Source organism: Amycolatopsis sp., assembly GCF_035546795.1.
GTDB lineage: Bacteria > Actinomycetota > Actinomycetes > Mycobacteriales > Pseudonocardiaceae > Amycolatopsis_E.
Window position 1 is genome coordinate 27,548 of record NZ_DASZWC010000003.1, and the last position, 19,523, is coordinate 47,070.

Genomic DNA, 19,523 nt, shown 5'->3' on the forward strand with positions numbered 1-19,523 from the left:
ACCAGATTCAAGGAGCGGAGGTGGCGTGCCTCTCACTTTCCGGACAGCGGACCTAATAGGGTTCGATACGGAATGGAGGGTGATCGATGCCGGAGCGGCGCAGGAAGTTTTCTCCTGAGTTTCGGGATGAGGAAGTGAAGATGGCGGTGGGGAGTGATCGTCCGATTGCCCAGATAGCTCGGGAATTGGGGATCAATTCGGGCACCCTGGGGAACTGGGTTGCGGCGTAGCGGAAGGCGCATCCGGTCAAGGCCAGGAGTATCGGTGAGCGCGAAGTTCGCGTTTATCGACGGCGAGAAGGGCAACTACCCGATCAGCAAGATGTGCGTATGGCTGGACGTGTCCACCTCGGGTTACTACGAGTGGAAGGACCGGCCGGCCTCGCCGGCGACCCAGCGCCGCCGGCGGCTCGCCGCGACGATCACCGCGGTGTTCGAGGCCAACCACGGGACCTACGGCTACCGGCGCATCCACGCCGTGCTGCGACGCTCAGGCGAGCAGGTGTCCGGCGAGCTGGTCCGCCACCTCATGCGCCAGCTGGGCCTGGTGCCCCGCCAACCGCGGCCGTGGCGACCGGCCACCACCGAAGCAGACCTGGCACACCGCATCCCCGACCTGGTCTGCCGGGACTTCACACAGCCTCTCGGCCTCCGCACGTTTACCGGGCGACGTCGCGAGTCGCGTCCGTAAACGTGTCACCGGCGCGGCCGGTTTCGATCCGCTCAGCCAGGCGGTTGGACCACCAGTTCGCGGTCCAGCTCGTTGAGGGCCGTCTCTGCCTCGGCACCGAGGCCACGCACGCACTGGCATCCGGCGGGATGCGCGTCGCGGTGCCAGGCGATCAGGAACTGCAGCGAGATCTGGTTGACCTGGTAGTCGTGCTCGGCCTTGATGCGGTCGCGTTCGGCCTGCCTGTTCTGCGACAACAGCAACAGCGGTGCGGCGTATGCGGCCTGTGTGGAGAACAGCAGATTCAGCAGGATGAAGGGGTAAGGATCCCACCGCAGCCAGAAGGCTGCCAGGTTCGCCCCGATCCACACGACGACGACCACACTCTGTGCACAAATGAACGTCCACGACCCGAACCGGGCCGTGACCTGGTCAGCAAGCCGTTCGCCGACGCTCCGGTGGTCGTAGCGGCGCTGGTTCGCCGGATGCCGGTGGCGGCGCATCCTCAGCGCGTTCCGCGGGACCATCACGCCCACCGGGGGCCTCGGTGGTGCCGTGTCCGCTCACCGAGTCGCGGGCACACGGCTGCCTTCGGTTTTCCGAGGTTCAGCCGGCGCGTGATCATCTCGACGCTCCCGCCTTCCGGCCGGAGTGTCCCGGTCGGAGATCAGCTGTGCACCCAAGGCGGCCTCGACGCGATCGTGAATGCTGATACGCCCTCGGTAGGTCCACGTTACGCCGGTGACGATGCGGCGATCGGGCAAGCCGACCAGCCGGAGGTGGGCATAACAGCCGGGACAGATCAACCGGGTGTCGTGTTCCTGAGTGGCGACGAGAGCACTGTCGTCACATCTTTCGCACATCAGGCACCGGAAGCGGACAACGGCGACGAGGCTATGGAGAGCCAGCCCTCGGGAGAGCGGATATGAGCCGAGAACCGGCAGACCGTCGAGTGTGACGGCCGTACGTTCGCCTGGCGATCCCAGAGCCCTCGGCGTTGTGGAACCGGAACTGCTCGCCAATGTTGTCGTCATGAGAACTCCCTGTCGTGTGAAGGGGATACCGCCAGGGGCTGGAGCAGCATCCGCGAACATCTGGTTACGACGGTCGCGGTGAACAGATTTGGCCGGGTGTCCACGTCGGCCGCGCTACGGCGCAGGATGAGGGCGGGCGCTGCCCCCGCGCACGCGCGAGCCATTTCGGACGGCCGGTCGCCCCACCCGTGAGGCTTCGTCGGTGGCTGGGTGCTGACCTCGTCCGCGTACGAGGTCAGCGTGGAAGGAATGGTCTCTACCGCAGCCGACGTCGCGGGGACGCCGGATCCGAGTTCCCGGCTGTCCGGATTACCGGTGGCGCCGGTGTGCGGTGTGCCGGAGCTGGAAGATGCGGGCGGAGCCGATCAGGGCGATCAGTAGGGCCCCGGCGACGGCGGCGAGGAGCATGGCCACCCCGACGGGCAGGGTTCCGGTGGCGCCGAGGAATGTCAGTTCGGTGCGGGTGAGGTTCTGCAGGATGAAGATCAGCAAGACGACCAGGACGAGCACGGCGATGATCATCGCGACCCAGGTGCCGCTGATCCTGGTCCGCGCCACCCGGGTGTTGCGCGGGCGCGACGTCGGCGTGGTCTGTGCCGGTGCGGGTTCGCCGGTGGCGGCCTGCGGTGTCGCCGGGGCCGTGGCAATCGGGGTTGGTGGTGCGGGGTCAGCCGCTGTGTCGGGCCGCGTCTCCGGTGGGACAGCGGGGGTGCCGGTGCTGTAGCGGGCGTGGCGAGCACGGTGCAAGAGGTTCGACATGACATGCCTCGTTCGTAGTCCCGGTGCGGGCTGGCACCACAGAACGCAATGTCGTCGTGGCCGGATGTGTTCAGTCTACGCGCTCCGTACCCGGCCGGCTATTGCCGGTGACGGTTTCCGGTGGCCCTGTTGGTCACCCGTGGCCGCAAGCTTCCAGCGGATTCTGATCATGCTGCGCAACGACCCGTAGCCGGCTTCTGCCCGTCGAGAACAGGTCGCGAGACGACTTTGGTCGAGGAACCGGGTGCGGACGCGTCGGCCGCCGTGAACGTTCCGGGTCAAACCTGTCCCCTCGCCCAAGGAGTCCAGACTTCCGGCGAGAGCCGAGCCATGCGCTCGCGGTCCGTCCAATACAGACGCTGGACACACTGCCAGGCAACGATAACCGGCCGAATTCGGCGTAAGATGGCTGTTGCCGGGAGCATTTCGTACGCGAAGCGATCAAGCGCGCGTCGTCCCCGGCATTCCAGGTCGGCCGCCTCCGCGGCCGAGGACGGGAGCATCGACATGACGTCGAGCCCGCACACACTGATCACCGCCCCACCGGCCGCTACGGTCATCGAGCAGTCTCGGCGATCTCTGCGTTTGCAGTTGAAGCCCGAGGCGCCCAGCACGGGCTATGTCGACGGTGCGTGGTGGCCCCGGTCCCGGGACCTGGCCGCCGAACTGCCCGCGCTGCTTGCTGTGCTGGCAGGTCGGCCGGGCCGGATCGAGCGGGTGACCTACAACCTGACGAGCTGGCAGGCGGCCGGACGCCGGCTCTCGATGGCTGGCGGGGCCGACGTCCGGCTGGAGGGGTTCCGTTCGCAGCACGCCGACACTGTGACGATCAGTGGGCAGGGACGCCAACGGCTGACCCTCCTTGTGGTGCCACCGGAAACCCCGGCGGCCGTCGCGCACCGTGTGTTGTCGCAGGCTGCCCACTGGGGCAATACCGCCACTGTCGCGTCGCTTCTGGCGCCCATTCCTACCGCGTCGACGCCTCCCGACGTGGTAGTCACCATGGATTTGGCCACCGACCGCTGGGAGGTCGACGGCGGCCGGATCCCTTGACGGAGCACGCGGACGGACCTCCTTCAGCCCGCCTCCCAGGCCCGTCCGCCGACGGGAGTTCTGTCCCGGTCCGGTAAGGAAAACGAGTTCCGGCTGCCGATCCACCTACCTCGAACACGGTTATGGCGCACGGTTCGGTGTGTCTGATGAGAAGTCCCGCGAGCAGTTGATCGCCGACTGCGAGGTGATCCTGCCGGCCGAATCACTGCCGGAAGACCTCGCGCGGCTGTGTCCAGAACCGCGAACTCACCCAGTTGGCGGGCTATTGCTCAGTGTTGCATGCGCTGGCGCCGCGGCGGTGGCGAACGCGACCCGGTGCCCGGTCTGACAGGTTCGGATCCCGAGTCCGATGGACAGGTGGGTCTTGCCGGTTCCTGGCGGGCCGAGGAACACCGCATTCTCTTTGCCCGCATTGAAGTTCAGCGTGCCGAGGTGTGTGATCGTCTCGCGCTTGAGAGAGCGCCGCCCTTGGTGTTCGTGGTCTTGACAGTCGTCAGGCGATCTCCTCGCTGCTGGGCAGGGTCTCGTCGCCCTGCAAGGTGATGACCACCTGCTCGAGATCAGCGACGATCTCGAGCCTGCGGCCGACGTAGTGATCGCGCGGCCCTTGGCCTCCGGATCGGCCGGACGACACTGGATGACCCTTGCTGCCGAGCGTCCCGCGGAAGGCGTTCATCGACTCGGTCAGCTGCGGCCGACCCGCCCGCCACTGCCCGACCCCAGACTCGTTGTCCCTCACCAGCGCCCAACGCCCGGCCGGCAGATCCGGGCTCTGCCGCGACGGGATCATCCGCGAGTAGCCCGACACCATCACCAGCACGGGCGGCGGCCCGGCCTGCTCGAACCCGAGCGGAATGTCGACCGGCGGGAACCACAAGTCGCACTGCGCAAGCTCGCCAGGCTGGTACTCGGGCCGGCTGGCCGGGGCCGGCGAGGTGAAAAGCGGCCGCACCCGATCCTTGAGCACGGTCATCGACCCGCTCCAGCCGATCTGTTCCGCGATCACGGTCGCAGGCATGGCCCGGCCACTGCCCCAGCAACTGCCGGATCCGAGGCTCGACCGCATCCACAACCGAGCCCCACCGAACTGAGCGATGATCGCCCTGATCGGCATCCCCTCAACTCGGCGAAGACGGCGAATCTCCGCCCATACCTCCACATTGGACACTCCCCACTGTCCACAAGGGTCCGCCTTCACCCGTCGGCAGGGGGTCAGCTTTCCCGCATCCCTGACACGATCAGCGCAGCACGGTTTTCGGGTCACCCGAGAGCCGCCCCGCGCTGACGTTGTTCGGCTGATGAGGAGCGACTTCGAGCTGACTCTGGCGAATACGGCGAGTCACGGCATACAAATTCGGGTGAATATTCACGACCCGTCCGGGTGCTATTCCCCACGCGCCTGGTGGTGTCCACCCCGGCCGGTTAGCGTCCACCGAAGTGGCGGTTGTCCCCAGAAGACACTTGGCGGCCGCTGGACACGTTCTCGTTTCTGCGTGTCCTGTGCGTGACGAACACATCTCCGGTCCAGACCTTGCCGGCCGTGGTTATCGAATCGGCGGAAGGCAAGGCGAATGGACGGCGATCCTGCCAGAGTCAACTCAAAGAGCGGATCGCGGCGTGCCCTTTGGTGCGCGGTCGTGGGCCTCGTGTCGGTGACGAGCATCCTGGTTCTGGTGGGTGCCCTGCCGACGCCACAGGCATCCGCCGCCGAAGCCCCGGTCGGGCTGGGCACTGCCGGGTCCTATTCCGTGTTGGGTGGGCAGGCGGTGACCAACACCGGTCCCAGCACGTTGGCCGGGGACCTCGGAGTAAGCCCTGGCACTGCGATCACCGGCTTCCCGCCCGGTATCACGGCTGGTGCCACGCACGCGGCCGACGCCCCCGCCGCCCAGGCCCAGTCCGATCTCGTCATCGCCTACAACGACGCGGCGGGCCGTGCTCCGACCGCGAGCGTCGCCGGGGACCTGGTCGGCCAGACGCTGACCGGGGGCGTTTACCACTCCACCGGTCCGCTCGCACTCAGCGGAACCCTTACCCTCGACGGCCGGGGCGACCCGGGCACAGTGTGGATCTTCCAGGTGGCGTCCACTTTGATCACAGCGTCGGCGAGCCACGTCAACCTCATCAACGGTGCCCAGGCGTGTCATGTGTATTGGCAGGTCGGTAGCTCGGCGACGCTGGGCACGACGTCGAACTTCGTCGGCACGATCATGGCGTTGACCTCGATCACGGTAGCGACGGGCACGGTTGTGGACGGTCGCGCGCTGGCACGTAACGGCCAGGTTTCCCTGGACGACAACGTCTTCACGACACCGGGCTGCGACACCACACCCACGACCACCACGACGCCGCCCACCACCACCGACACCACCAGCTCCACCGCGCCCACCGACAGCACCACCGAAACCACGACCACCACCGGCGAAACCACGACCACCACCGGCGAGACCACCAGCACGACTGGCGAGACCACCAGCACGACGGGCGAGACCACCAGCACGACCGGCGAGACCACCAGCACGACCGGCGAGACCACCAGCACGACCGGCGAGACCACCAGCACGACCGGCGAGACCACCAGCACGACCGGCGAAACCACCAGCACGACCGGCGAAACCACCACCACGACTGGTCCCACCACGACCACCGGGGAAACGACCAGCACGGGGCACACCACGACCACCAGAAGTTCCACGACACCGAGCAGCAATTCGTCGGCCACGACGACCCCCGGCGCCACGACGGGCACGAACTCCTCCGCCAGCAGCGTCGAGACGACGACCAGCGTGGCCGGTCTCGGTGCGACCTGGACCGACAGCGGCTCGAACGGCGGCGCCGGCCCAGGGCCCGCAAACTACCCGAGCGGCCCCTCCCGGCTCGCCAGTACCGGCGCCGGCTCGTCGCTCGGTCCGTTGGTCGGCCTCGGCTCGCTACTCATCGCGCTCGGTGGATTGCTTCTCTTACTCCTCCGCGCCCGCAAGCTCCGGAGTCAGTCCAAATGAGACGGTTACCACCCTTCTCGAAGGGCGTTGACGTGATCGATTTCGTCCGGTCGGCGCTGTGCATCACAGGTGCGGACAATCTCGAACTCGGCACCTCGTTGTCCGCCGTCGCCGCTCATCTTGTCCACGAAGTGGGCGAGCTCCGTGTACAAGGAGAGTTTCCGGAGTGTGCCTCGGTGTGCGTCGATATCGGTCCGGATCGTCGCGAGCTGGATGTCCAGATCGAAGGTCTGTCGCCTGAACGCGATCCCGACCGCACCGAGACCATGGCGGCGATCCGCCACGTCTTCGAACTCGCCAGCCACGCCAATGTCATCGACATCACCGGTTCCGCCGAGCCGCTGTTCACCGTTCGGATTCTGGCGGTCGACAGTGACGGGGTGCCCTACGCCGGGCTCATCGGCGCCGGTATCGGCGACATCCACCCAGCGGTCCCGCATCACACGCCGCGCTGATCGTGCGGTTTCCCAGCGGACCCGGCCTTCATCGACGCCGACGAGCTCGCCTGGCTGCTCAAGCATCTGGAACCGCGGCGCCGCTGGGCAGTTCGCGGCGCGTCGCGATGGTGTCGGTATCGAACAAGCCCGGCTCGATACCGTCACTCGGAGATCATCTTGTAGCTCGTCCGGGCCGTGTGGGTGCGTGTAGTGTTCGTGGTACCGGGAGCATCCCGTGTACGGGCAGTCAAGCCCGCTCCGTCCCCGGCTCAAAGCACGCCTGGCCCTCGCGCGCCCTGTGGTGACGACCGACGCGAGCGTACGACATTTCCCTCGCCGCCGGTGGTTGCCGAAGTCTGGAGTGCCATGAACGTTTTCCTGATCGTCCTGATCATCGTCGTAGTACTGGGGCTGCTGGTTTCCGCGGTGCGGATCGTCAAGCAGTACGAACGGGGTGTCCTGTTCCGGCTCGGCCGGGTGCTGGGCGTACGTGAGCCGGGGTTGCGGCTGATCATCCCGGTCGTGGACGTGCTTCGGCGGGTGCCGCTGCGGATCATCACGATGCCGATCCAGTCCCAGGGCATCATCACGCGGGACAATGTGAGCGTCGACGTGTCGGCGGTCGCCTACTTCCGGGTCCGGGACGTGGTGAAGTCCGTCGTCGCGATCGAGAACGTCACCACGGCGATCAACCAGATCGCGCAGACGACCCTGCGCAAGGTCGTCGGGCAGCACACGCTCGACGAGACCCTCTCCGAGACCGACAGCATCAACGTCGACATTCGGCGGATCCTCGACGTCGCCACGCTCGACTGGGGTGTGGAGGTGACTTTGGTGGAGCTGAAGGACATCCAGTTGCCGGAGGCGATGAAACGGGCAATGGCCCGGCAGGCCGAGGCGGAGCGTGAGAAGCGCGCCAAGATCATCAACGCCGAAGGCGAGTCGCTGGCCGCAGCCGCATTGGGCGAGGCGTCGGACACGATGATGGCGCACCCGCTCGCGTTGCAGCTGCGCAACCTGCAGAGCCTGGTGGAGCTCGGCGTGGACAAGAACACGACCGTCGTGTTCCCCGCCCCGTTGATGACGACCATAAGTGAGCTGGGTGCTTTCGTCGCCCGCGAGACCGCGGCCGCGAACAACCCGTCGCCTTCGTTCGCCGCGCCGGTCGTGACGTCGAACGGAGCCGAGGCAGCCGATCAGTGAGGAGTACCACGATGATCACCGAACTCGCTCCACTGCCGGCGTCCGTCCCGGAGACGGATGTCACCGTGTGCCCTGCCTGTCCACACGCGACCGCGAGCCACGACGCGATCGCGACCCGCTTCTGCGCGGCGACCGCGTCCGGCGTGCTCCACCGCGGCTGTGTCTGCACCCGGTGAACCCGGCGGACCTGATTCGAAGCGGCATGCCGAGCGTTGGCGGTGCGGCTACCGCACGCCATCGACGAGGCACCGGGGAAAGCACGGCGGTAGGACTTGACCATCCCGCCAGGAGGCGGCACAGGACGGGGTGGAGGTTCCGCCGAGTCAGGCCTCGGGACGTCGGCGTCGTGACAGGCTCCTCGGCGGTCTGGTCTTCGTGAAGGCTGCTTTGAACGGCGCCCGAACATGAAGTTGTCTTGAAGGTACGGCACATTTTGGGCCAGCTGCGCGAAATGTGCGGCGACGCGATCGACCTTCCTCGTGCCGCCGGCTCGACCGGCACCGGCCTTTTCGAGTAGTCGGTCCACGACTCGACACCCGGCGCGACCATGGCGCAGTTCGTTTCCTTCAACCGCAGGTCGGTCCTGCGACGGTCGGCCGGTAGCGGGCGGTAGGTGCGGGCTCCAATCGATGCAGAAGTCGCACCGCTACGGGCACCGCCGACAGCAGCAGCGGCTTGCGTGGGCGATGACCAGGATCACCACTGTCGGCTATGGCGACACTGATCCGGTCACCGCGGGCGGCCGGACCATCGCCGCGTGGCGTGTGCGAGTCACCCAGCGCCCCGAACGTGACGCCGTGAACACGACGTCATGGCTGAAATCGCGCTATGACTCGCGCGTATCGAGGCCCGGCCGGATCGCCAAAAACCAGGCGCGGACGACTGACTCCGTCCATTAACGACGGAGTCAGCCTCGCGTGCCGGGCAGCACCTGGGTGTGTTCGAGGCGCACTGCCTGCAGCGCGCCGGGGTCGAGGTTCAGCAGCGCCAGGATGGTCGGCGCGATTTGCGTGGTCTCGACAGCCCCGTCGACGACGCGGTGCCCGGTGCCACTCACCACGAGCGGGACGTCGCGGTCGTCCGGGGCGGCGCCGCCGTGTTCGGCGATCTTGCCGTGACCGCCGGTGTAGACGACTCCGTATTGGGCGATGCCGACCAGGTCCGGCACCCTGGCGTCGCCGGGCGTCACGTGGAAGTACTGGGCCGCGTCGGCACCGGCGTAGACGGTCTGCAGGCCGGAGTGGATGAACGGCTTGGGGTTGCTGTTGATGTCGTTGCCTGTGCCGGCTTGCGCCAGCAGGTAGTCACGGGCGAACCGCGTCGCCGCGGGCGTGCGGTCGTTGAGCCACAACAACATCGCGTCGTCGTCCACCGAGTGCGCGACCAGGTCGGTCGCACCGGGGTGTGTTGCGCGCCAGGCGGCGTTGAGTCCGTCGAGGAGCGGGCCGTCGTCGATCCGGGTGAGTGCCGCGGGCTGGATCGGCGACTGGCCGTGCTTCGCCGACAGGATGACGGTCGTGCTGGTGTCGAGATGCTGCCTGCGCAGTTCGGCGGTCAGGGCGCCCACCCGCTGGTCGATCCAGTCCAGGGTGTCCGAAAGCAGCGGGCCGGGGGTGCCATCAGGCAGGTAACCGCCCTGTTTCCCGTCCGAGGCGGGGAGTTTCTGCGCGGTGGACACGGCTTGGAAGTTCATCCCGAACACCGACGGGGTGCCGGTCCGGACGGCGCGGGCATGGTCGTAGCCGTCGATCTCGTTGAGCACCGCCTGGACCTTGTAGGCGTCGTAGGTGCGGGTGTCGGCGTTGTCGGTGGTCCAGTCGCCGGTCGCCGTCGCGCTGTTGATCTCCGGGGTGAACAGGTCCTGGACACCGCTGCCGGAGGGGCCGTTGAGGATGTCGTAGGCGGGGTGCTTGTCCGACCAGGCCGTGCGCAGTCCGGCCTGGCGTGCGACCTCGAAGACGGTGTTCACCTTCAGGTACTGGTAGGGGTACACCGGTGCGCACGTCTTGGGGTCGACCGGCAGCTTGGCCGGATCGATCAGCGTGCGCGGGTCGCCGGTCATCTGTGTCACCGTGGCGGGCAGCCCCGTCAGGCCCTGGCCGGCGTCGATGCTGTCCTTGTTCCTGTCCAGGTCCTCGGTGAGGTCGACCTCCGCGCCGGGCATCTTCCCGGTGCAGGTGGTGGTCCCGGCCGGCAGCAGCGCGGCGTTGTAGGTGTCGTCGTAGTACACGCCGGTGGTCGCCGGGTTGCCGCCGGTCACCTGCCCGACCATGCCGGGGAAAGAGTCGGAGGGCACCGGTGTCCGCGCGTGGGTGTACTCGGTTCCGCTGTGCACCAAGGCCGCGAGCGCCGACCCGGGGTGGGTTCGTGCGTACCAGGCCAGATCGGACTGGTGCAGCCCGTCCACGCTCAGCAGCAGAACGTGTTCGGTTCGCGGGCCGGCGCTCGCCGCCGGCGCCACTCCGGCGGTGAGCAAGGCGGCGGCACTGACAGCCACGGCACGAAACCACGGTGATGGCACGGTATTTCCTCTCGGACAGCCCAGGGGTGGGTGACTGCACGAGACTCGGCGTGGCGTGTGGCCAGGGCACGCACGCGAGAAAACGGGGTGCAAAACAGCGGGTTAACGATTCTCTTTCCGGTGGTGTGCGCCTCCTTTTCCGAGAAATTCTTGCCGTTGGTTAACTTGGGACTTTTCGCGCCAACCACCCGATTCCCGTAAATGCCGGACAGGTGGCTTTTCAGCCGAGATCGCGCCAGCGCACCGAGTCGACGATGGTGTGCCACGCGGCAGTGTTGTCAACGCCGGCCGGGCTGGACAAGGTGAGTACCACGTCGTGGCCCAGGCGCCACAACTCATACCGCTCGAAGGAAAGGGTGACCCTCGGCCCGGGGGTGAGGCCGGGCTGGGAGTCCGCGTTGTAGCTGCACAGCACGGCCGGCCCGGCCGGGGTGTCGACGGTGCGCACATCGCCGGGCACGAAATTGTCGTTGATCGCGCGCAGGGTCGGCAGTACGTCGTCCAAAGTGGATTTGACGGTCGGCGGGTCGGTCTCGACGGCGGTGTCGATGGCGACGCTGTCGAACCCGGAGGTGAGCAGCAACGAAGCACCGCCGGCCGTGCGGGTCCAGCCTCGCGGCACGGCCACCGTCGCCGACCCGTCCGCGGTCGTGACCGGAACATAGCTTTGTTCTGCCGGGATTGTCCCGATCGCCGGGGATGGCGCCGTCGCCATTGGGCGCTGAGGTGTCGCCGGGCCGGCGCACGCGGCCAGCGCCGCCGCGGCCAGCACCACAGCGGCCAGACGCCGTCCCACGCGAGGCATACCCCTGACAGTAGGTCGCGTCCGGCCCGCTCGTGGGAGGAAAGAGGTTAACCAGGGGCAAAAACGTACGGGACCGGGGGTCAGCCTGCCCGATTCGCGGGGTGGCGGCGGCGGTAGGTCGCCGAGCTGGCTTTTTCGCCGCAGGCGGCCATGGTGCACCAGCGGCGGTTGCCGGGCCGGGACCGGTCGACGAAGAACAGCGAGCAGTCGTGGCCGATGCAGGCGCGGACGCGGTGCCGCAGCGGGCCGCCGAACAGGTCGATCGTGTCGCGGGCCAGCATCGCCAGGATGCCCTCCAGCGGCGCGTCGGCCGGGGGGAGCAGGGTGTGCGCGTCCGATCCCAGCAGCGCCGGGGGCGGGGCGGCGAGCGCGGCGGCGTTGATGATCTCGATCGCGGCGGGGTCGGGGGCCCGGCCGTCGACATGGTGGCGGGTCAGTGTGTGGATCGCTTCGCGAAGTTCGTGTACGCGTGTGAGGCCGGCGCTCGTGACCCTCCGGCGCGCCGCCGGCAGTTCGGCGACGTGCAGCCACGTGTGCAGCGCGGCCGGATCGGTCAGCAGCTCGCGGTCACCCATCCCGCGTTTCGCGACCGTCGCGACGAAGTCGAGACACAACCTGCCCGACCGGAACGGGAATCCGGCACGCCTGAGGTCCTTTGTGGCCGTGAAGGTCATCCGCTCTCCCACTGCGCCGTTCGTTACCAATCCGACTACAGCCACGGCGGAAACAGGTCTCTACGAGCAGATCGGCCGCGGGTCCGCCTACTTCCGGTCGGATTACTAACAGGTCTCGTTCGAGAAGTCCAGCCCCGCAGCACGCCATCCCAGAATGCGTGAGGGGTTTGACAACTCACTCTAGCCCGAAGACGCTCCATGGTCATCACGGTATTGATGAACAGGACGTCGGAATGACTGCTCAAACCCCTCACCTCGACTTCGACGAGCCCGACGGGCTTGCCGCACGTGGCACCGTGGTCGTGCTGCCCGGACGCGGCGAGCGGCCCGGGCTCTACGCGCGCTTCGGCCGCCGGCTCGCCGCGGACGCCTACCGGGTGCGGGTCGCCGGCGACGCGACCGCCGACCTCGAAGCGGTTTCGGCGCAGGTCAAGGGTTTGGTGGCGGACGCGGTCGCGCCGGTGGTGCTGGCCGGATCGGACACGGGTGCCCTGCTGGCGCGGTACCTGGTCGCTTCCGGTGCCGTGTCGGCGGACGCCCTGGTGCTCGCCGGTCTCCCCGGGAGCCGGACGATCGTGAACGAGGAAGTGGAGCTGCGCGCCTCCTGCCCGACGCACCAGAAGCTGCTGCGCGCCGGTGAGCACGTCGAACTCGGCGCGCTGCGCGCGGAGCGGATCCCGCCCGTGCTGCGCGAGCCGGTGCCACCGCTTGCCGTTCCGGCGCTGGGCCTGCACGGGGAGAACGACTTCGTCTCGCCCTACGCCGAGGTCGCCGGTGACTACGCCGGCGCTCGGGTGTCCTTTGTGGACGATGGCAGGCACGACGTGCTCAACTCCGCACACCACCGCAGCGTCGCCGCCACCGTCGTGCTGTTCCTCGAAGAGCTGCGCGCGGAGCGCCCGCCGATCACCGGAGCCGGCGATGTCCGTTGAGTTCCTCGGGTTTATCGCCGCGCACGACGCGCAGGAGATCCGGCGCCGCACCACCAGCCCCGTAGACCGCGACTACGTGCGTGAGCTGGCCCGCGTCCAGGACGAGGCCGGTTTCGACCGGGTGCTGATCGGCAACGGTTCGGCCATGGCCGACGGCGCGCAGCTCGCGGCATGGGCGGCCGCGCACACCGAGCGCCTCGGCTTCCTCATCGCGCACCGGCCCGGGTTCATCGCACCGACCGTGTTCGCCCGCACCATCGCGACCCTGGACAACCTCAGTGCCGGCCGCACCGCCGTGCACCTGATCACCGGAGGCAGCGAAGCGGACCAGCGGCGCGACGGCGACTGGCTGGACAAAGAGCAGCGTTACGGACGCACCCGCGAGTTCGCCGAGATCGTCAAGCGGGTCTGGACCGAGCACGGCCCCATCACCTACACCGGCGAGCACTACCGCGTGGAAGGCATCGACGTGGACGTGCACCCCGTGCAGCGCCCACGCCCGAAGCTCTACTTCGCCGGCTCGTCACCCGCCGGGATCCACACCGGGGTCCGTGTCGCCGACGCGTTCGCCTTCTACGGTGAGCCGCTGGCCCAGACCCGCGAGCAGATCGCCCGCATCAGGGCCGCGGCCGTGGCAGCGGGCCGGACGGAACCGCTGGGCTTCAACGTTTCGATCCGCCCGATCATCGCGCCGACCGACGAGCAGGCCTGGGCGAAGGCCGAGCGCATCGAGAGCCGGATCCGCGCGAACGTCACCAGTGGCAGCTGGGACCGCGTGCGGCTGCGGTCGGTTACGGACAAGACGCAGAGCAACGAGGGCAGCGAACGGCTGCGGCGCGTCAACGCGTCGGCCACGAAGCTCGACCGCGCCTACTGGACCGGGACTTCCCGTGCCACCAACGCTTCCGGTATTTCCTCGGCGCTGGTCGGCTCGCCGGAGACGGTCGCGCAGGCCATTGCCGACTACGCCGAGCTGGGCGTGCGGTCCTTCCTGTTCAAGGGCTGGGACCTGGTCGAAGACGCGCGCGACTACGGGCGCTATCTGTTGCCCGCGATCAAGGACGTGCTGGCTCACCGCGGACTGGCACAGGAAAGGGAGGTGTCGTGATGCTGGGGCGTGCGAAGACGGTGCTTCTCCTGGCCCTTGCCCTGGTGGTGCTCGCCGCGTGCGGCGCCCCCGCCCCGGCGAAGCAGGCCGGCGGCGGCCCGGACCTGTCCGGGGTGACCATCACCGCCGGCCAGTCCAACAAACTGTCCAACCGGACGCTGCTGCAGGCGGCCGGGCTCGACGACACCCCATACAAGATCAACTGGGTGGACTTCAACGCCACCCCCGACATGTTGCAGGCCATTTCCGCCGGTGCCGTGGACGTCGGCGGCAACGGCGGCACCACCGGCGCGATCCAGGCGCACTACGCCGGGGTGAACGTCAAGGTCGCCGCGACCGCCGCCGGGACCGGCGCGGGCGGGCAGAGCTCGGCCATCGTCGTGCCCAAGGATTCGCCGGCGCATTCGGTCGCGGACCTGCGCGGCAAGAAGATCGCGCTGACCTTCGGGGCGGGCGTGCAGTACTACACCGTGCTGGCGCTCAAGCAGTTCGGCCTCACCACCAGCGACGTGCAGCTGGTCAACCTGACCACGAACGCGGCGCTGGCGGCGTTCCAGTCCGGTCAGATCGACGCCTGGGCGATCTGGGACCCGGTGCTGGCCACGGCGCAGACCCAGTTCGGCGCCCGCTCGATCCTCGACGCCGGGCAGATCACCGATCTCGGCGCCCAGTACACGTTCCAGTTCACCAGCCCCGCCGCACTCGCCGACCAGGGCAAGCGGGCGGCGATCGCGGACTTCCTGCACCGCGTCGCGCAGGCGCAGGACTGGGTCAACGTCCACCCCGACGCGTGGGCCAAGGCCGGGAAGTCGGTCAGCGGACTGCCGGACGCCGCGGCGAACCTCGCGGCGCAGCGGCAGACGAAGAAGTACGTGCCGATCGGCCCGGACGTGATCGCGGCACTGCAGAAGGAAGCCGACGAATGGGTCGCGCTCGGCACTTACAAGGAGAAGACCGACGTGTCGACGGTCTTCACGACGGAGCTGAACAACCAGGTGGTGACCTCATGACCCGGTACGTGATCATCGGCGCCGGCGCGGTCGGCGCGACCTTGGCCGCGCAGCTGCACGGAGCGGGCTCCGAGGTCGTGCTCGTCGCGCGCGGCTGGAACCTGGAAGCGTTGCGCACGCACGGTTTGCGGTACGTGCGCCCGGACGGGACACACACGCTGCGGCTGCCGGTCGTCGGCGGCCCGGACGAGGTGACCCTGCGCGCGGACGACGTACTGGTGCTCGCGGTGAAATCCCAGGACACCGAGGCGGTGCTGCAGGACTGGGCGTGGCGCCCGGCCGAGGACGGTGTCGCTGCCGCGCGGCTGCCGATCGTGTTGCTGCAGAACGGACTCGAGAACGAACGCGCGGCGCTGCGGCGGTTCCGCGCGGTCGTCGGCGCCGTGGTGTGGTTGCCCGCCAGCCACACCACTCCCGGGGTGGTCGTTTCCCCCGGCGCGCCGAAGGCCGGGGCGTTGTGGCTCGGCCGCCCTCCGGCGGAGCTGACCGAGGATCTGCGCGCCGCCGGGTTCGTCGTGACCGCCGTCGACGACATCCGGTCGTGGCAGGCCGAAAAGCTCGTGGTCAACGCCGCCAACGCGCTCGACGCGCTCTACCGGCCGAGCGCGTTGCGTGCCGCGGCCGCGAAGGCAGTGCAGGCCGAGGCGCGTGCGATCCTGCGCGCGGCCGGATTCGGGTTCGCCCGGCTGCCCTCGTCCCTCGATGACGTTGTCGCGCAAGAGATCCCCGGGCACGCGCGGGGCGGCAGCTCGACGTGGCAGAGCCTGGCCCGGCAGGCGCCCCCGGAGACCGACTTCCTCAACGGCGAGATCGTGTTGCAGGCCCGGCTGCTCGGCCGCCCGGCGCCGCTGAACGAAGCGCTCACCGAGCGGATCCACCGGGCGGGCGAAGCCGGCGCACTCGGTGACGACGACCTGCTCGCGGCCTTGCCGGACCTGCACCGCCGGACCGTCCTGATCGGACCCGACGAGCTGCGCGAGCTGATCGAAAACGACGACGCACCAACGATTTTGGACGTGCGCTGGGCGCTGGGCGATCCGCACGGGCGAGAGCACTACCTGGCGGGCCACCTGCCCGGCGCGGTCTACGTCGACCTCGACACGGAGTTGGCCGCACCCGCTTCGCCGGAACAGGGCCGTCATCCGTTGCCGGAACTGGAAAAGCTGCAGGAGTCCGCGCGTCGCTGGGGCGTGCGCGCCGGGAAGCCGGTCGTGGTCTACGACGACAACGGCGGCACCGCGGCGGCGCGGGCGTGGTGGCTGCTGCGCTGGGCCGGGCACACCGACGTCCGGATCCTCGACGGGGCACTCGGTTCCTGGACCGGCTCACTGCCCACAACGGACGAACATCCCGAACCCGGCGACGTCGTGCTGACCGCGGGCAGGCTGCCCACGATCACCGCCGACGAGGCCGCGAACCTCGCCGGTAAGGCGATCCTGCTCGATGCCAGGGCGGGGGAGCGCTACCGCGGCGAGACCGAGCCGGTGGACCCGCGGGCGGGCCACATCCCCGGCGCGCTGTCGGCACCAACCGGGGACAACCTCACCGAGGCCGGGAACTTCCGGTCCACCACGGAACTCCGCGCACGGTTCGCGGCGCTCGGCGCGGACGAGAGCACCGAGATCGGCGTCTACTGCGGCTCGGGTGTCACCGCCGCGCACCAGATCGCCGCGCTGGCCGTCGCCGGGCTGCCGGCCGCGCTGTATCCGGGCTCGTGGTCGGCGTGGTCGGCCGACCCCGCCCGCCCGGCGGCGACCGGCGACCGACCGAAAGGAGCAAGCTCATGACCGCCACCTCCGAAAAGGTCGTGGCCTCGCGCGAGCCCGAACTGGTCACCATCCGGCCGCAGCACACGACCCGCCGCTGGAACCCGCCACGTTCGGTGCGGCGGGCCGCGGGCCCGCTCGGCGCACTCGTGCTCTGGTGGCTGCTTTCGGCCACCGGCGTGCTGCCCAAGGACGTACTCGCCGGTCCGGGCGACGTGCTGGGCAAGGCCTGGGACATGATCGTCGACGGGGAGCTGCCCACCGCCATCGTGGTGTCCGCGCAGCGGGTTTTCCTCGGTTTCGCCATCGGTGCCGCGCTCGGCATCGTCATCGCACTGCTGGCCGGGTTGTTCCGGCTCGGCGAGGATCTCATCGACTCCACGGTGGGCATGTTCCGCACGTTGCCGTGGGTCGGGCTGATCCCGCTGTTCATCATCTGGTTCGGCATCAACGAGGAACCGAAGATCGCGCTCGTCGCGCTCGGCGTGCTGTTCCCGATGTACTTCAACATCTACGCCGGGATCCGCGGCGTGGACGCGCAGCTCGTCGAGGCCGGCCGAGTGCTCGGCCTCAAGGGCTGGCGGATGATCCGGCATGTCGTGCTCCCCGGTGCGCTGCCCGGCGCGCTGGTCGGGCTGCGCTACGCGCTCGGCACCGCCTGGCTCGCGCTGGTGTGGGCTGAGCAGGTCAACGCCTCGCAGGGCATCGGCTACCTGATGAACAACGCGCAGCAGTTCTTCCAGACCGACGTGATCGTGGTCTGCCTGATCACCTACGCGATCCTCGGCCTCGTCTGCGATCTCATCGTCCGCCTCGCCACCAAGTACCTGCTGTCCTGGCGCGCCTCGTTCGAAGGAGCCTGATGAACGTCCCCGCCGCGGTCCGGATCTCCGGGCTCACCAAGTCCTTCGGCGAACGCCACGTCCTCGACGGGCTCGACCTCACCGTGCGCCAGGGCGAGTTCGTCGCCCTGCTCGGCCGCAGCGGCTGCGGCAAGTCCACGCTGCTGCGCATCCTGGCCGGGCTCGACGCCGAGATCTCCGGCGAGGTCACCGTGCCCCGCAAGCACGCCGTCGCCTTCCAGTCCCCGCGCCTGATGCCGTGGAAACGCGCCTGGCACAACGTGGTCCTCGGCCTGCCCGGCCGCCCGGACCGCAAGCTCGCGCAGCGCTACCTCGACGAGGTCGGCCTGCCGACCAAGGCACGGGCCTGGCCGAAAACGCTTTCCGGCGGCGAGGCCCAGCGCGTCTCGCTGGCCAGGGCGCTCGTGCGTGAGCCCGACCTGCTGCTCCTCGACGAACCCTTCGGCGCGCTCGACGCGCTCACCCGGGTCACCGCGCAACAGCTCGTGGCCCGGCTGTGGGTCAAACACGGCTGCGCGGTTCTGCTCGTCACCCACGACGTCGAGGAGGCCCTGCTGCTCGCCGACCGGGTGCTGGTGATGGACGACGGCGTCATCGCGCACCAGGCGGTCGTCGACCTGCCCCGTCCCCGTGACGTCGGGGACCCCACGTTCGTCTCGCTGCGCACCGAGCTGCTCGCCCGCCTCGGTGTCGAGGAGGTTTCCCATGCGGCTTAAGCGTTTTTCGGCACTCGTGGCCGCGCTCGTGCTCACCGGCGTGCTCGCGGCCTGCGGCCAGTCCGGCGCGCAGAGCGGCGACGGCCTGACCTTGACACTGGGCGACCAGGCCAACGGCCTGCAGACCCTGCTCAACGCCGCACACGTCCTCGACGGCACCTCCTACCACGTCAAATGGGCCGAATTCCAGGGCGCCGCACCACTGTTCCAGGCGATGCAGGGCGGGCAGGTCGACACCGGCTACGCCGCGGACCTGCCGACGCTGCAGGCGATCAGCGGCAAGCTGCCGATCAAGCTCGTCGGCGCGTTGCAGGGCTCCGGCGCGGGCACCGCGATCCTGGTCCGCGACGACTCGTCCGTGCACAGCGTCACCGACCTCAAGGGCAAAACCGTCGTCGTGTCCTCGGCGCGCGGCAGCATCGCCGAGTACCTGCTGGCGAAGGTGCTGCAGGACAACGGGTTGAAGTTCTCCGACGTCACCGTGCAGTACGTGCTGCCCACCGCCGCGCAGGCCGCGTTCAACTCGGGACAGACCGAGATCTGGGCGACCTTCGACCCGTACCACTCGATCGGCCTCGCCTCGGGCGGACGGGTGCTCGTCGACGGCACGCAGGGCCGGGTGTCAGGCGTCGGGTTCGTCTCGGCGGCGGAGTCCTCGCTGGCCGACCCGGCGAAGAAGTCGGCGATCACCGACTTCCTCCAGCGCCTGGCGCGCGCGGAGGCGTGGGCTTCGGCCAACGCGGACCAGTACGCGCAGGTGTACGCGAAGACCAACGGCGTGGCGCCGGACATCGCGAAGAAGGTCGTCGAGCACGGCCAGACCGCCGCCGGGCCGGTGACCCCGCAGATCGTGACGACCGTGCAGGGCGTGGCCGACCTCATGCACGGCATCGGAGCGCTGCCGACGGATGTGCGCGTCGCCGATGTCACCGACACCAGTGTCTACCACTGAGCAAGGAGTTTCGGCGACC

21 protein-coding genes and 1 pseudogene are annotated in these 19,523 nt (G+C 68.8%); 15 read left to right on the forward strand and 7 right to left on the reverse strand.

Translation table 11 applies throughout. The annotated features are described in order from the left end of the window. Positions 1-86 precede the first annotated feature (86 nt). Positions 87-230 carry a transposase gene (locus VHD82_RS36710; protein WP_414637431.1) on the forward strand — a complete coding sequence of 48 codons (144 nt, stop codon included), beginning with the start codon at positions 87-89 and terminating at the stop codon, positions 228-230. Positions 231-264: 34 nt separating this feature from the next. Further along, positions 265-690 carry an IS3 family transposase gene (locus VHD82_RS03640; protein ID WP_325696956.1) on the forward strand — a complete coding sequence of 142 codons (426 nt, stop codon included), beginning with the start codon at positions 265-267 and terminating at the stop codon, positions 688-690. A gap of 32 nt (positions 691-722) precedes the next feature. Here the strand turns inward: VHD82_RS03640 and VHD82_RS03645 are convergent, their stop codons facing one another. Continuing rightward, complete coding sequence (locus VHD82_RS03645) at positions 723-1,196, reverse strand: DUF1003 domain-containing protein (RefSeq protein ID WP_325696958.1); 474 nt, start codon at positions 1,194-1,196, stop codon at positions 723-725. Positions 1,197-2,012: 816 nt separating this feature from the next. Beyond that, positions 2,013-2,462: a lipopolysaccharide assembly protein LapA domain-containing protein gene (locus tag VHD82_RS03650; protein WP_325696960.1), complete on the reverse strand. Its 450-nt coding sequence runs from the start codon at positions 2,460-2,462 to the stop codon at positions 2,013-2,015. A 507-nt stretch (positions 2,463-2,969) separates the two neighbouring features. Here VHD82_RS03650 and VHD82_RS03655 point away from each other — a divergent pair. Beyond that, positions 2,970-3,515 (forward strand): DUF5994 family protein, encoded by a 546-nt coding sequence (locus VHD82_RS03655; protein WP_325696962.1) that lies wholly within the window; start codon positions 2,970-2,972, stop codon positions 3,513-3,515. A 246-nt stretch (positions 3,516-3,761) separates the two neighbouring features. On the opposite strand, the gene VHD82_RS36715 is transcribed toward VHD82_RS03655, so the two are convergent. Together VHD82_RS36715 and VHD82_RS03665 are read right to left on the reverse strand one after the other, a co-directional pair. Further along, positions 3,762-4,112, reverse strand: a complete 351-nt coding sequence (locus VHD82_RS36715; RefSeq protein ID WP_414637448.1) for an ATP-binding protein — start codon at positions 4,110-4,112, stop codon at positions 3,762-3,764. A gap of 12 nt (positions 4,113-4,124) precedes the next feature. Beyond that, positions 4,125-4,629 (reverse strand): annotated as a pseudogene (locus VHD82_RS03665) (IS21 family transposase); the annotation flags it as partial. 457 nt (positions 4,630-5,086) lie between these two features. Between VHD82_RS03665 and VHD82_RS36720 the strand changes: the two are divergent. From VHD82_RS36720 to VHD82_RS03690, 5 genes are all read left to right on the forward strand, one after another. Beyond that, positions 5,087-6,517, forward strand: a complete 1,431-nt coding sequence (locus tag VHD82_RS36720; protein WP_414637432.1) for an ice-binding family protein — start codon at positions 5,087-5,089, stop codon at positions 6,515-6,517. Between the two features lie 32 nt (positions 6,518-6,549). Beyond that, positions 6,550-6,972: a hypothetical protein gene (locus tag VHD82_RS03675; RefSeq protein ID WP_325696966.1), complete on the forward strand. Its 423-nt coding sequence runs from the start codon at positions 6,550-6,552 to the stop codon at positions 6,970-6,972. 348 nt (positions 6,973-7,320) lie between these two features. After that, positions 7,321-8,157: a slipin family protein gene (locus tag VHD82_RS03680; RefSeq protein WP_325696968.1), complete on the forward strand. Its 837-nt coding sequence runs from the start codon at positions 7,321-7,323 to the stop codon at positions 8,155-8,157. Between the two features lie 11 nt (positions 8,158-8,168). Continuing rightward, on the forward strand, positions 8,169-8,333 hold the full coding sequence (locus VHD82_RS03685) for an RGCVC family protein (protein WP_325696970.1): 165 nt from the start codon (positions 8,169-8,171) through the stop codon (positions 8,331-8,333). A 453-nt stretch (positions 8,334-8,786) separates the two neighbouring features. Next, entirely contained in the window at positions 8,787-9,056 is a 270-nt protein-coding gene (locus tag VHD82_RS03690) for a potassium channel family protein (RefSeq protein WP_325696972.1), read from the forward strand. An 8-nt stretch (positions 9,057-9,064) separates the two neighbouring features. On the opposite strand, the gene VHD82_RS03695 is transcribed toward VHD82_RS03690, so the two are convergent. The 3 genes from VHD82_RS03695 to VHD82_RS03705 all read right to left on the reverse strand — a co-directional run bounded on the left by VHD82_RS03695 (position 9,065) and on the right by VHD82_RS03705 (position 12,157). Continuing rightward, positions 9,065-10,654, reverse strand: a complete 1,590-nt coding sequence (locus tag VHD82_RS03695) for an alkaline phosphatase family protein (RefSeq protein WP_325696974.1) — start codon at positions 10,652-10,654, stop codon at positions 9,065-9,067. A 244-nt stretch (positions 10,655-10,898) separates the two neighbouring features. Continuing rightward, positions 10,899-11,483, reverse strand: a complete 585-nt coding sequence (locus tag VHD82_RS03700; RefSeq protein WP_325696976.1) for a hypothetical protein — start codon at positions 11,481-11,483, stop codon at positions 10,899-10,901. 80 nt (positions 11,484-11,563) lie between these two features. Continuing rightward, positions 11,564-12,157, reverse strand: a complete 594-nt coding sequence (locus tag VHD82_RS03705) for a CGNR zinc finger domain-containing protein (RefSeq protein WP_325696978.1) — start codon at positions 12,155-12,157, stop codon at positions 11,564-11,566. A gap of 233 nt (positions 12,158-12,390) precedes the next feature. On the opposite strand from VHD82_RS03705, the gene VHD82_RS03710 reads away from it, so the two are divergent. The 7 genes from VHD82_RS03710 to VHD82_RS03740 are packed head-to-tail and all read left to right on the forward strand — an operon-like array spanning position 12,391 to position 19,504. Continuing rightward, positions 12,391-13,089, forward strand: coding sequence for a lysophospholipase (locus VHD82_RS03710; protein ID WP_325696980.1), 699 nt, complete (start codon positions 12,391-12,393; stop codon positions 13,087-13,089). Beyond that, a complete protein-coding gene (locus VHD82_RS03715) occupies positions 13,079-14,197 on the forward strand; it encodes an LLM class flavin-dependent oxidoreductase (RefSeq protein WP_325696981.1) in 1,119 nt (372 codons plus the stop codon). Before VHD82_RS03710 ends, VHD82_RS03715 begins: the two co-directional genes overlap by 11 nt. Further along, positions 14,197-15,207 (forward strand): aliphatic sulfonate ABC transporter substrate-binding protein, encoded by a 1,011-nt coding sequence (locus VHD82_RS03720; protein WP_325697505.1) that lies wholly within the window; start codon positions 14,197-14,199, stop codon positions 15,205-15,207. Before VHD82_RS03715 ends, VHD82_RS03720 begins: the two co-directional genes overlap by 1 nt. Continuing rightward, positions 15,204-16,994, forward strand: a complete 1,791-nt coding sequence (locus VHD82_RS03725; protein ID WP_325696983.1) for a rhodanese-like domain-containing protein — start codon at positions 15,204-15,206, stop codon at positions 16,992-16,994. Before VHD82_RS03720 ends, VHD82_RS03725 begins: the two co-directional genes overlap by 4 nt. Then, positions 16,991-17,836 carry an ABC transporter permease gene (locus tag VHD82_RS03730; protein ID WP_325696984.1) on the forward strand — a complete coding sequence of 282 codons (846 nt, stop codon included), beginning with the start codon at positions 16,991-16,993 and terminating at the stop codon, positions 17,834-17,836. The genes VHD82_RS03725 and VHD82_RS03730 overlap by 4 nt, the downstream gene beginning before the upstream one ends. Then, positions 17,836-18,552 (forward strand): ABC transporter ATP-binding protein, encoded by a 717-nt coding sequence (locus tag VHD82_RS03735; RefSeq protein WP_325696986.1) that lies wholly within the window; start codon positions 17,836-17,838, stop codon positions 18,550-18,552. The genes VHD82_RS03730 and VHD82_RS03735 overlap by 1 nt, the downstream gene beginning before the upstream one ends. Next, positions 18,542-19,504: an ABC transporter substrate-binding protein gene (locus VHD82_RS03740; protein WP_325696988.1), complete on the forward strand. Its 963-nt coding sequence runs from the start codon at positions 18,542-18,544 to the stop codon at positions 19,502-19,504. Before VHD82_RS03735 ends, VHD82_RS03740 begins: the two co-directional genes overlap by 11 nt. The last annotated feature ends 19 nt before the right edge of the window (positions 19,505-19,523 follow it).